Raw genomic sequence first — 12,497 nt, 5'->3', positions numbered from 1 at the left:
GAGCCCCGAACCGGAGCTCTGCTCACCGACCGAGCCGTGAAGTTCGTCCTGCTGGGGCGGCGGACCCCGCAGGACTGTTCTCCTGGGCCGCCCCCGGCAGGTACGTCACCAGCAGTGCCACCCCCGTCAGGACGATCACCCGGGTGGCCGCGTCCAGCCCGTTCCAGGTCTTGGACTGCCACATCGCGAACCACTCCCCGCCTATCGCGACGAACCCGGCCCCGAACAGCAGCAGGAGCATCAGCAGACCGATGGTGGAGGCCTGCCGGGCGCGGGGGTGGTGGCGGGCCCAGAGGTACGTCGCGGCGATCAGGATCAGTGCCGCCAGGGTCTCCCAGACGATGATCCCGACGTACGCCGCGTCCTGACAGGCGTGGGAGGTGATGGCACGCCACATCAGGTCGTCGTCCTTGAACGTCGTGTCCATCGCGAGGACATGCCGGACGAACTGCTGGTTGGTGCCGAAGTCGGTGATGTTACCGAACGCGACGAGCGCGATATAGAGGGCGACCGTGCCGGTCAGGAGGGTGGCGGCGAGCCATGGGGTGCGTGAGGCTGATGTGGTCATGGCCGGTTTCTTCCCCGGCTCAGCCGCCCGGTCTCGTGCACATTGAGCCAGAATGCGCTACGCGGAACGCCCCGCGAACGCCACGAACTCGGCCCACGAGGTGTCCGTGAACGCGAGGCGGGCGCCGCGCTCGTTCTTGGAGTCGCGTACGTGGACGGTGGCTTCGGTGGGGGGTATTGCTACCTCGACGCAGTCGGGGCCGTCGTTGCTGCTGTAGCTGCTCTTGAACCAGTCGAGGTCGCTCATGTCTCTCCCAGAACTTTCTCGATGAAGGCCAGAGACTCCCGTGGCGGGAGAGCCTGCGCCCGGATCATGCCATAGCGCATCTCCAGGATCTGGACTTCCCGGGGATCGCTGATCACACGACTGTGCAGCTGGGCCTCCGAGTGCCCGAGCGTCTTGCCGTCCCGGAGCTTCAACAGCCTGATCGGGCCACCCATGCCCGCGTGATCCTCGCGGTCCGTAGGCATCACCTGAATGGAGACATGCCGCAACGCACTGATCTCCAGCAGGTGTTCGAGCTGTTGCCGCAACACCATTCTGCCTCCGATCGGCCGCCGCAGTGTCACCTCTTCCTGGACAAACGTGAGGAGCGGCGCGGGCAGGCGCTCGAAAACGTGCTGCCGGGCGATACGCGCGGCGACGTGGCGGTCGATCTCCTCCTCCGTGAACGCGGGGCGCCGCATCGCGTACAACGCGCGGGCGTACTCCGGCGTCTGGAGCAGGCCGTGCATGTTGTGGCTGGCGTACGCCCCGAGTTCAACCGACTCGTCCTCCAACTCCTTCAGATCCCGCACCTTCTTCGGATAACGCGCCTTCTCCACGTCCTCCTTCATCGCGGACAGCTTCCCGCCCGCGCCCAGCACCTCGTCCGCCTTGTCGAGGAACTCCGGCTTGGCGACCCGCCGTCCGCGCTCCACGGACGAGACCATCTCCTCGCCGTACCCGATCGCGGCCCCGAACTCCGCCTGCCGCATCCCGGCGGCCTCGCGCCAGACCTTGATCTGCCGTCCGACCGCCTTGAGTACGGCCGTGGCCTCCTCGTCCTCCATACCGCCCACCTCCGTGTACCCGGCCGGACGACCCCGGAACGTACCCGGACAGTCGCTCTCCGTACCCGCTTAAGTGCTGTTCAGAGTAGAAGGGAGCGACCACGCTGAGTGATGTGAACCCGGAAATCACCCACACCGCCCTCCACGTGCGCCACTTCACCGTGCTGCTGTCCTCGACCCGCAGAGGCGCCCGACTCGCCCGCCTTCTCACGGAGCGTCAACTCGCGGACTGGGGTGAGCCGTACGGCCCCGCCCTGCACGTCGTGGCCGAGCTCGCCGCCAACGCCGTGCTGCACGGGCGCGTAGCGGGCCGCGACTTCCGGCTGACGCTTCGGCTCGACCAGGCCTGCGCCTGCGTGACCGTCGCCTCCACCTGGCCGAGCGCGACGTACGCCGTCTCGTTCCCGCCGTGGTCGCCTGGCTGGAACGCGGTGTCGATCCGGAGGACGTGCAGCGAACGCTCTGTGCCGGGCTCCCGCCGGAAGGCGTGCGCCATCCGGCGGGCTTCCTGGCGCACCGCCTCACGGCTCTCGTTCCTCCGGTTCTCGAACCCGTGCCGGAGCCGGCCAGGCCCGCCCCCTTGCAGACCTGCGACGGTTGCGACCGCGCGTTCCGCGCCCCCGCCCCGGGCCGCTGCCGGGACTGCCGGATCATCGAAGGGAGAGCGGCGTAGTCGTGCGGGGCACGAACAGTGCGGCCGGTGCTCCGACTCCGGACGCACTTCGGGACGCGGTGGCCCGGATCGCGCCCAGCCGGCTCCCGGCACTCACGCGGCACCTGTTCGAAGCCACGACCAATGCACAGCAGACCCAGAGCCTGGCGCCCCTGCGTGCCTTCGTGCACTCCTGGGCCGTGTTCGTCGCCATCGAACGCTACCCCGGTCGAGCCGCCCGGCTGCGGGAGCTGGAGCGGATCGTGGACGCCGGTGAACTGGATCCCACTGAGGCCATCGCCGAGATTCACGCCATTCGGGAGGCGGCGGAGGCAGAGGCAGCCCAGCACCCCCACCCATGACCGGAACCGACCGCCCGCGTTCACGCCACCCACACCCCACCCACCGATCCGGCCCTCTACCGACCGTCCCCGTTCGATTACAGTGCTCAGCGTCGTACGTACGGACGGTGCCACGTGGGAGGTCAGGATGGGTGCGACGTCCGGGGCCGTCTGGGGGCGGGTCGAGCAGCAGGACTTCCGCAGCCGGGTGCGTGGGACGTTGCTCGGTGTGGCCGTCGGGGATGCGCTGGGGGCGCCCGTCGACGAGCTCGGGACGGAGGAGATCCGGGCCGGGTACGGGGTGGAGGGCCTGGTCGACCTGGCGGTGGGGTACGGGCGGCGGGGGGCCGTCACGCATCACACCCAGCTCACCCTCTTCAGCGTGGACGGGCTGATACGTGCCCAGGTGCGGCGGGACACCGGGGCCTGGCACCCGCCGACCGATCTGCACCGGGCCTATCTGAGATGGGCGGCGACGCAGCGGGACTGGGGGCCCGACGAGCGGCGGAAGGAGGACGGGTGGCTGGCCCGGGAGGAGTGGCTGTACGCGCGGCGGGATCCCACGCGGGCGCTGCTGCTCGGGTTCGGGGACGAGAACATGGGCACGCTCGAGAAGCCCAGGAATCCCGGTGAGCTCGGCCCCGAGGCGGTTGCCCGCTCGGCGCCGTTCGGGCTGCTCGTCGGCTGGGAGCCGCAGCTGGTGGTCCAGCTGGCCGTGGAGTGCGCGGCGCAGACCCATGGCCATCCCACCGCCTATCTGTCGGCGGGCGCGTACGCGCTGATCGTGCACGCGCTGGCGCGGGGCGAGAGCCTGGACGCTGCCGTGCAGCGGGCGCTGGCCATGCTGGCCGCGCGGCCGGGGCACCAGCCCGTCTCGGACGCGCTGCAGCAGGCGCTGGGCACGGTACGGCAGGGGATGCCGACGCCGGCCCGGGTGGAGGAGCTGGTGGGCGACGGGGCGGCGGACGGGATGCTGGCCGGCGCGGTGTACTGCGCGCTGGTGGCCGAGGACGTGCGGCACGGGCTGTGCCTCGCCGTGAACCAGGCGGGGCCCTCGGCCGCCGCCGGTGCGCTCACCGGGGGACTCCTCGGCGCCCTGCACGGTGAGACGGCCCTCCCGCCGGCCTGGCTGGCCGAGCTGGAGGGCCGTCCCACGATCCTGGAGCTGGCCGACGACTTCGCGATGGAGATGACCCAGGGGCCCGCGCTGCACGGTCCGGCCGGGTCGTCTCCGGGGTGGCTGGCCCGCTACCCGAGGGGCGGGTAGCCGGCGGCGGTCAGTCCTTGACCGGGGTGCCGACCATGTCGTCCCCCGCGTCGGCGGGTGCCGGGACCGCGGCCGTCGCACCGTCGCCGTCGGTGTTGATCCGCTCGAGGACGGCGAGGCGTTCGGGGGTGTCCTCGGGCTTCAGGTAGCCGACGAGGACGTACAGGACCAGGGAGACGGCCAGCGGGACCGAGACCTGGTACTGCAGCGGGACGCCGCCGTCGACGTTCCAGTTGATCGGGTAGTTGACCAGCCAGAAGGCGAGCAGGCCCATCGACCAGCTGGTGAGCGCGGCGGTCGGGCCGGAGCGGCGGAAGGGGCGCAGCAGGCCCAGCATCATCGGGATCGCGATCGGGCCCATCAGACCGGCGACCCACTTGATGACGACGGTGATGATGTCCTTGAAGGCGGGGGAGTTGACCTGGGTCGCCACCGCCATGGACAGGCCGAGGAAGACCACCGTGGTGACGCGGGCCGCGATCAGCCCCGACCGCTCGCCCCACGCCCGGGCCCGCGGCGACACCACCGGTGCGACGTCCCGGGTGAAGACGGCGGCGATCGCGTTGGCGTCGGAGGAGCACATGGCCATGGTGTGGGAGAAGAAGCCGACGATGACCAGGCCCAGCAGGCCGTGCGGGAGGAGCTGTTCGGTCATCAGGCCGTAGGAGTCGGAACCGTCCGGTTTCTTGGCGTGGACGAGGAGCGGCGACATCCACATCGGGAAGAAGAGGACGACCGGCCAGACCAGCCAGAGCACCGCCGACAGACGGGCCGAGCGTTCGGCCTCACGCGCGCTGCCCGTCGCCATGTAGCGCTGGGCCTGGTTGAGCATGCCGCCGTTGTACTCGAACAGCTTGATGAAGAGGAAGGCGAGCAGGAAGACGGTTCCGTACGGGCCGGTCAGGCCCTTGCCGTGGCCGTGCAGGGCGGGCTGGTCCCAGGCGTCGAAGAAGCCGATGCCCTTGTCGTTCAGCTTCAGCACGACCGCGACGAACATGGAGACGCCGGCCAGCAACTGGATGACGAACTGGCCGAGTTCGGTGAGTGCGTCCGCCCACAGGCCGCCGATCGTGCAGTAGACGGCGGTGATCGCGCCGGTGATGAGGATGCCCTGGTTCAGGCTCACCCCGGTGAAGACGGACAGCAGGGTCGCGATCGCGGCCCATTTCGCCCCCACGTCGACGATCTTCAGCAGCATGCCGGACCAGGCCAGGGCCTGCTGGGTCTTCAGGTCGTACCGGTTCTTCAGGTACTCCAGCGGAGAGGCCACCCGCAGCCGGGACCGCAGCCGGTTGATGCGCGGGGCGAACACCTTGGAGCCGATCGCGATGCCGAGGGCGATCGGGAAGGACCAGGTGACGAAGGAGGTGACGCCGTAGGTGTACGCGATGCCCGCGTACCCGGTGAACAACACCGCGCTGTAGCCCGACATGTGGTGCGAGATGCCGGACAGCCACCACGGCATCTTGCCGCCTGCCGTGAAGAAGTCACTGACGTTGTCGACACGCTTGTGCGACCAGACGCCGATCGCGATCATCACGCCGAAGTAGCCGATGAGCACGACCCAGTCGAGACTGTTCATGCGCCCCCCTTCCAGGGTCCGCCTTGTGAACTCCGCTCAGCTGGCTGGCACTTCGCATAAGCGGAGCGTGGACGGGGAAGGCCGCGAAGTGCCCGCTCATCGTGGGTGGGGTTACGCGGGCACGACAAGCGAGCGTAGGGTCAAGAGCGGGTAAAAATGTTCGGCTCACTGACCTGGGTTCATCTATATGAACAATGCGAGTGGCTGGAAACAGCTGGTGGTCAGCGCATCAGCTCCCCGGCGTTGACCAGCAGCGACTGGCCGGTGATCGCCCTCGCCCGGTCCGAGGCCAGGAAGACGGCGGCGTCGGCCACGTCGCCGTCCGTCGCGAGGTCCGGCAGGGCCATGCGTCCGGTGAGCCGACCGAGGACCTCGGTCTCCGGCACGCCCTCCGTGTGGGCGGTGAACTGGACGTACGCCTGGACGGGCGGACCCCACATCCAGCCCGGCAGCACGGTGTTGACCCGGATGCGGTGCGGGCCGAGTTCGCGCGCCAGCGAGTACATCGCACTGGTCAGGGCGCCCTTGGACGCCGCGTACGCCGCCTGCGCGACCTGCGTGGGCGCGGCCACCGCCGACTGTGTGCCGATGAACACCACCGATCCGCCGCCCCCCTCCTTCAGGGCCGGCAGACATGCCCGGGTCATTCGCAGCGTTCCCAGCAGGTTCACGTCGATGACCGACTGCCAGGTCGTGAAGTCGGCGTCCTCCAGCCCCCCGAAGTAGGAGTCCCAGGCGGCCACATGGACCACCGCGTCCAGCCCGCCGAACCTCTCCCGCGCCAGCCCCGCCAGCGCCTCGCACTGCCGCTCGTCGGTGATGTCGGTCGCCCGGTGGGCCGTCCGGGCCCCCTCCGGGTCGATCTCGGCCGCGCTCTTGGCGAGGTTCGCCTCCGTGCGGGCGCCGAGCACCGCGTTCCCGCCGTCCCGTACGACGGCTGCCGCCACCTGGTGGCCGAGCCCGGCCCCGACACCCGACACGACGACCGTCTTGCCCTCGAGCAGTGACATCCGGGCCTCCCGGGGGATGGCTAATTACCTGACGGGGCGTCAGAGTATGGGCGTCCGGCGGTGGAAGGAAGAGGAAGGAAGGGGAACGGCATGAGCGAGGACACCCGCAGCGACACATACGCGGAACTGGCTGCCCTGGGGCCGTACGGGGTGCACCCCGGCCACGCCCTGATCACCATGGTCGAGCCCCATCCGGGGCACGAGTACGCGTACAACCGCTGGTACGAGGACGACCACTACTACGCCGGTGCGATGGCCATGCCCTGGATGTACGCGGGCCGCCGCTGGGTCGCGACCCGGGACCTCCAGCTCCTGCGCTACCCGGAGAAGTCGGCGGTGGCCCAGCCCGTCACGGCCGGCTGCTACCTCTCCACCTACTGGGTCACCGACGGCCGCTACGACGACCACATGAAGTGGACCGTCGCCATCAACAAGCGTCTCAACCGCGACGCCCGCGTCTACCAGGACCGCACCCACGTCTTCACGGCGTTCCAGGACCACGAGGTGACCGTCTACCGGGACGGCGCGGCCGGACCCCGCGACTTCCACGCCCTCGACCACCCCTACGCGGGCCTGGTCCTCGAAGTCGTCGACGCCGACAGCGCCGGGCAGCGCGCCGAACTGCTGGAGTGGCTGCGCTCCCGCCACCTGCCCAGGCGCGTCGCGGGTTCCCCGGCCGCCCTGGTGACCGTCTTCCGGCCCACCCCCCTGCCCGGCGACCGTATGACGTACGTCAAGCAGGTCGAGGGCGTCGACACCCGGCTGACCCTGCTGTGGTTCCTGCAGACGGACCCGCGGGAGTGCTGGGAGCGGTACTTCACGGGCCTGGACGAACAGGTGGGCGAGTCGGGGCTGGGCAGGGTGGAACTGGTGGCCCCGTTCGTCCCCACGGTGCCGGGCACGGACATGTACGTCGACAGGCTCCGCTGAAACAGCCGGCGGCTCAGTGGCTCAGGGGGGTCTTCAGCTCGTCCGGGCACGGCGTCCCCCTGGGCAGCTGGTACGGCGCCGCCAGCCGGTAGATCCCCGCCTTCGGCGCGAGCAGCATCGTCCACTTGTCGCCCTTGGCGTCCTCCGGCGTCTCCCACAGACAGCCGTTGACGTTGTCGTACGTCTTGGGCGTGCCGTCGGCCCGGTGCTTGGAGGCCTTGGTCTCCTGCGGCGGCTTCAGACTCTTGCCGTGCTCGTCGACGATGCTCAGCCACGGCGAGTAGGGGATGCGGATGAGGATACGGCCGGCCTTGCGGACCTCGATCGTCATCTCGCCCTGCTCCGCCCGGTCGACGACCGCGTTCGGCTCGGCGAGCGGCGTCGGGTCGGTCACCTTGAACAACTGCCAGTCGGCGTCGCCCCAGATCTGCGTCAGGTACGGCATGCCGCGCTGCACCAGCGCCCGTTCCCGCTCCCCGCCGGTGACGTCCGGGTCGTCCTTGGGCAGGACGACGAAGTGGACGGCCCAGCGCTGGAGCCACTCGTGGTAGTTCGCCGAGTTCAGGGTGCCGTCGTAGAAGAGCGGGTTGCGTTCCATGTCGGCCTGGCGCAGCCAGCCGCGGGCCAGGTTGACGTACGGTGCGAGCGCGGAGGCCTCGCGATGCGAGCGGGCCGGGACCACCTCGACGCGGCCCTTCTCGGCGCCCACCTTCTGCAGTTCGTTGACGAGCGGGGCGAGTTCACGCGCCCAGGCCGCGTCGGGGGTCGTGTGGATGATGTCGTCGACCGACTTGTAGCCGATCCAGCCGACGAAGCCGAGGAACGCCAGCACCGTCGTGTACCACTTGCGTGAGCGCGGCACCGTGAACGGCAGCGCCGCGATCAGTGTCACCCCCGCGAACAGCATCGGCAACCGCGAGATGTTCGACCCGATCTGCGAGCTGAACAGCCAGACCAGTACCACCGCGAGGCTGAAGACGGCGGCGGTCAGTCGCACGGTCTTCCACTCCTCGGGGACGAGGAACAGGCAGAGCAGCCCGTACAGCAGCGGCATGACCACCGAGCCGATGGTCATCGGCTGGGTGCCGGAGAAGGGGAACAGCAACGTCGACACGGCGACCACCGCCGACGGCGCGAGCCCCAGCGCCCAGGCGCCCGGCCGTCGCTTCTGCAGGAACAGCGCCGCCGCGACCAGGCCCAGGAACAGGCCCGCGACCGGCGACGACATCGTGGCGAGCGCGGCGAGGGAGGCCGCGACCGCCGCCTTCGCCCGGCGTTTGTGACGCCAGCGGTGCGGCCAGCAGAACACGGCCGCGACCGCGCCGAGCGCGAACACCGTGCCGAGACCGAAGGTGACCCGGCCCGAGATCGCGTTGCAGACCAGGGCGAACACGCCGGCCGACGCGGCCCACAGCGGGTTCTTCACCACCCTGCTGCGGATGAGGATCACCGTCAGCAGACCCGCCGACACCGTTCCCGCGATCATCATCGTGGTACGGACGCCGAGCAGCGACATCAGGTACGGCGACACCACGCTGTACGACACCGGGTGCATGCCGCCGTACCAGGCGAGGTTGTACGCCGAGTCCGGGTGCCGGCCGACGAACTCCGCCCACGCGTCCTGGGCCGCGAGGTCGCCGCCGCTGTTGGCGAAAGTGAAGAACCAGATGACGTGCAGCACCGCGGCGAGCGCGGTCATGGACAGGGCGGGGTGCAGCAGCAGCCGCTGCCGGAGCGCCTCAGCGGCGGCGCGCAGCCGGTCCCGCCGTCCGGACGGGCCGTCCGTGGGTCCGTCGGCCGCGGACGCGCGTATTCGCGGGCCGGTTCCCGGGCCCGGTTCGGCGTCGTCGGCGCGTGTCGGCTCCGCAGTGGCCACCTGAAGGCACTCCCCGTGTCCCGTCTTTTGTTCTCGGCCGCGTTTCACGGTGTACCCGGCCGCTTCCTGTCCGGTTCGCGGCCGCGTCCCCTCGACCGGCGAAACCCGCCCCGTTTCGTGACGCTAGCACGCACCCCGCCGCGAGGCTTCGTCGGCGGGGTGCGAGGGTGGCGACCGGTGTGCCCCGGGTCAGCCGAGGCGGGTCAGCTTGCTGCCGAGGCCCGGCTCGCCGAGCTGCTTCTGCAGGGCCACCGGGACCTTCACCGCGCCGCTCTTGCCGTCACCGACGGTGAGGGTGCCCACCTTGGTGCCGGCCTTCGCGGTGTGCGGTACGGCGCCGGCGTCGAAGGACAGCTTCGCCTTCAGCCCGGCCCAGCCGACCGCGGTGACGTCCTGGGTGACGGCGATGGGGGTGTGGCCGCCGAGACCGTCGTCCACATAACCGACGACGTCACCCTTCTCAAGGATCTTCTCCGAGGTCAGCGCGCCCTTCGCGGCGACCAGCGCGGTCTTGCTGACCGCGTTGACGGTGGCGAGGATGTCCGGCTTGTGCTGGCCGAGGATCGCGCCGACGACGGTGACCGTCTCACCGCCCACCTCCTTCCGCGCGGCGAAGAGGAGGTTGCCGCCGGCCGCGGTGGTGCTGCCGGTCTTGATGCCGATCGCGCCCATGACGTAGGGGAGCGTGTTGGGGTTCGGCCAGTTCTTGCCGGTGGGGTCGTCCCAGCTGGCCGCGCTGGTGATGGCCGTCAGGGCCGGGATCTGCACGACCTTGTTGCCGAGCTTCACCTGGTCCTCGGCGGTGGAGACGGTGGTCTCCTTCAGACCCGAGGGGTCGGTGTACGTGGTGTGCGTCATGCCGAGCTTCTTCGCGGTGGCGTTCATCTTCTTGACGAACGCCGCCTCGGAGCCCGCGTCCCAACGCGCCAGCAGACGCGCGATGTTGTTCGCGGACGGGATCATGACGGCCGAGAGCGCCTGCTTCTCGGTGAGCTTGTCGTTCTTCTTCACCGTGTCGAGGGTGGACTCGCCGGCCTTGTTGTAGCCGCCCTCCTTCTCGGCGGTGGCGTCGACCGTGATGGAGGGGCCCTCGGCGCCCGGCTTCAGAGGGTGCTCCTTGAGGATGATGTACGCGGTCATCGTCTTGGCGACGGAGCCGATGGCGACCGGGGTCTGCTTGCCGAAGGTGCCCATCGTGCCGACGCCGTTGACGTCCATCCAGCCCTGGCCCTCGGTCGGCCAGGGCAGGGCGAGTTTGTCGCCCTTGAACTGGTACGTGTCCTCGGCCGTCAGGGCCAGGGTGGGGGCGGGCAGCGGGCGCACGGCCTGTACGACCGCAAACACGACGGCCAGGAGCAGGACCAGCGGGGTCCAGATCTTGACCCGGCGCACGATCGTGCGGACCGGGGTCTCCGGCGGCGGAGGCGTGTTCGTCAGCTCGGCGAGCAGGTCCAGCGGCGGCTTGGGCGGGAGCGGCTGCTGGGTGGTGCGCTCGGGGCCGAGCTGGGGGACGGGGGTGGTGGCGTCCGCGGGAGCCGCCCCGGCGCCGGACTTGGCGGCGGGCTTCCGGGTGGACGGGTCGTCGAGGGGCTTGAGCGCGACGAACTTGCTGGTGCGCTCGGCCTCCGGCACGGGGGTCCCGGGCGCGGTGGACTTGCCGCCCAGCTTCAGCATGGTCGTGGGCTGGTCGACCCGCGGCTTGGGCTTGGGGGCCTTGAAGACGGCGGTGGGCTGATCCACGGCCTTGGCGTCGTCTTCGGCCTTCTCGTCCCCGCCAGCACCGTCCGTGCGGCTCTCGTCGTCGGCCGCGGGGGACGCGTCCGGGCCGGAATCGCGGTCGGTGGCGGGCCGCTCCGGGGTGGCGTCCGCCTTCGCGTCCGCCTTCGGCTTTGCCGTCGCGTCCGCTGCTGCGGCGGCGCCGGGCTTCGCGTCGGCCTTCGTGCCGGTGTCCCGGGCGGGCCCGGGGGCCGGCTCCGCGTCGGTCTCCGGACCGGACGCCGTCTCCGCCTTCCGCTCGGCGTCGCCGGCGTCGGCACGCTGATCGGCGTCCTCCGGACTGTCGAGGTCCGGGACGGCGTCCTGCGGCTCCGGGGTGTCCTCGGGCGCGCTGTCCTCGGGTTCGTCGTCGTCCTTGGCCGGGACGGCGTCCTCGGGTTCGTCGCCGTCCTTGGCAGGGACGGCGTCCTCGGGTTCGTTGCCGTCCTTGGCCGGGACGGCGTCCGTGGGCTCGTCGTCCGTGGCCGGGACGGCGTCCTGGGGCTCGGAGGCGTCCTCGGGCTTCTCCGCGTCCGCGGAGGCGTCCTCGGGCTCGGCGTCGGCGTGCTGGTCGGCGGCCTTCGGCTCGGCGGGGGCCGGGACGGCGTCCTCGGGTTCGTCGGTGTCGCCGGTGGCGTCCTGGGGCTCGGAGGCGTCCTCGGGCTTCTCCGCGTCCGCGGAGGCGTCCTCGGGCTCGGCGTCGGCGCGCTGGTCGGCGGCCTTCGGCTCGGCGGGGGCCGGGACGGCGTCCTCGGGTTCGTCGGTGTCGCCGGTGGCGTACTGGGGCTCGGAGGCGTCCTCGGGCTTCTCCGTGTCCGCGGAGGCGTCCTCGGGCTCGGCGTCGGCGCGCTGGTCGGCGGCCTTCGGCTCGGCGGGGGCCGGGACGGCGTCCTCGGGTTCGTCGGCCTCCCCGGTGGCGTCCTCGGGCCTGTCGGCGGCCCCGGTCGCGTCCTCCGGCTCCTCCGTCGCGTCGTCCGCGGCGTTCTCCGCCTCCGGGGCGTCCCCGGTCGCCTTCTCCTCGCCGGCCGAGTCTCCCGACCGCACCCACGCGGCCACGGCCTCCCGGAGGCGGGTGTCGTCCTGGGGGGCGGAACCCTCGGCGTCGTCCGCGGCGGCGTCCTCGGCGGAGTCCTCGGCGTCGGGCGTCAGGTTCCGGGTCGACAGCACCCTGGTGGCCGTGTCCACGCCGCCGCGCTTCTCGGACTTCCGGGACACCGCGAGCCGCGGATCGCGTGCCTCGGGAACCGGACCCCCCTTCCCCGACGTCGGTTCGACCGACGACTCACGCTGCTTCGACCTGTCGGGGGACTCGCCCGCCACCGATGCCTCCTCATGTGCCGCACGACTGTCATGCGCCTTCATAGCCGACCGCCGTACGACGACCGGCCACCGACCCGGACAACGCCTCCCCCACCACTGTCCGAACCATGTACCAGTGTCCTGTGTGCGGGCATGTCCCCTGCA

Annotated in this window: 10 protein-coding genes and 1 pseudogene; 4 read left to right on the top strand and 7 right to left on the bottom strand. The window is 70.9% G+C overall.

Annotated features, from left to right (window positions below):
- Positions 1–22 precede the first annotated feature (22 nt).
- Genes ACWC21_RS10890 through ACWC21_RS10880 form a run of 3 tightly spaced genes read right to left on the bottom strand, consistent with a single transcriptional unit; the run spans position 23 to position 1,620 of the window.
- Positions 23–568, bottom strand: coding sequence for a DUF2165 domain-containing protein (locus ACWC21_RS10890; protein WP_450880320.1), 546 nt, complete (start codon positions 566–568; stop codon positions 23–25).
- A 57-nt stretch (positions 569–625) separates the two neighbouring features.
- A complete protein-coding gene (locus ACWC21_RS10885) occupies positions 626–814 on the bottom strand; it encodes a DUF397 domain-containing protein (protein ID WP_450880318.1) in 189 nt (62 codons plus the stop codon).
- A complete protein-coding gene (locus tag ACWC21_RS10880) occupies positions 811–1,620 on the bottom strand; it encodes a helix-turn-helix domain-containing protein (protein ID WP_450880316.1) in 810 nt (269 codons plus the stop codon). Before ACWC21_RS10880 ends, ACWC21_RS10885 begins: the two co-directional genes overlap by 4 nt.
- Before the next feature lie 113 nt (positions 1,621–1,733).
- Here ACWC21_RS10880 and ACWC21_RS10875 point away from each other — a divergent pair.
- From ACWC21_RS10875 to ACWC21_RS10865, 3 genes and pseudogenes are all read left to right on the top strand, one after another.
- Positions 1,734–1,952 (top strand): annotated as a pseudogene (locus ACWC21_RS10875) (ATP-binding protein); the annotation flags it as partial.
- 343 nt (positions 1,953–2,295) lie between these two features.
- Entirely contained in the window at positions 2,296–2,634 is a 339-nt protein-coding gene (locus ACWC21_RS10870; protein ID WP_450880314.1) for a DUF6247 family protein, read from the top strand.
- 127 nt (positions 2,635–2,761) lie between these two features.
- On the top strand, positions 2,762–3,880 hold the full coding sequence (locus tag ACWC21_RS10865) for an ADP-ribosylglycohydrolase family protein (RefSeq protein WP_450880312.1): 1,119 nt from the start codon (positions 2,762–2,764) through the stop codon (positions 3,878–3,880).
- Positions 3,881–3,890: 10 nt separating this feature from the next.
- Here the strand turns inward: ACWC21_RS10865 and ACWC21_RS10860 are convergent, their stop codons facing one another.
- Together ACWC21_RS10860 and ACWC21_RS10855 are read right to left on the bottom strand one after the other, a co-directional pair.
- A complete protein-coding gene (locus ACWC21_RS10860) occupies positions 3,891–5,462 on the bottom strand; it encodes a sodium:solute symporter family protein (RefSeq protein ID WP_450880311.1) in 1,572 nt (523 codons plus the stop codon).
- A 221-nt stretch (positions 5,463–5,683) separates the two neighbouring features.
- Positions 5,684–6,472: an SDR family oxidoreductase gene (locus ACWC21_RS10855; RefSeq protein WP_450880309.1), complete on the bottom strand. Its 789-nt coding sequence runs from the start codon at positions 6,470–6,472 to the stop codon at positions 5,684–5,686.
- A 90-nt stretch (positions 6,473–6,562) separates the two neighbouring features.
- On the opposite strand from ACWC21_RS10855, the gene ACWC21_RS10850 reads away from it, so the two are divergent.
- Positions 6,563–7,402, top strand: coding sequence for a hypothetical protein (locus ACWC21_RS10850; RefSeq protein WP_450880307.1), 840 nt, complete (start codon positions 6,563–6,565; stop codon positions 7,400–7,402).
- 13 nt (positions 7,403–7,415) lie between these two features.
- On the opposite strand, the gene ACWC21_RS10845 is transcribed toward ACWC21_RS10850, so the two are convergent.
- Together ACWC21_RS10845 and ACWC21_RS10840 are read right to left on the bottom strand one after the other, a co-directional pair.
- Positions 7,416–9,278 (bottom strand): MFS transporter, encoded by a 1,863-nt coding sequence (locus ACWC21_RS10845; RefSeq protein WP_450880305.1) that lies wholly within the window; start codon positions 9,276–9,278, stop codon positions 7,416–7,418.
- 189 nt (positions 9,279–9,467) lie between these two features.
- Positions 9,468–12,353 carry a D-alanyl-D-alanine carboxypeptidase gene (locus tag ACWC21_RS10840; RefSeq protein ID WP_450880303.1) on the bottom strand — a complete coding sequence of 962 codons (2,886 nt, stop codon included), beginning with the start codon at positions 12,351–12,353 and terminating at the stop codon, positions 9,468–9,470.
- Positions 12,354–12,497: the final 144 nt, after the last annotated feature.

The organism is Streptomyces sp. NPDC001348, assembly GCF_053597535.1.
Note: the sequence above shows the minus strand (reverse complement) of the source record. Positions and strands in the feature narration are given on the sequence as shown.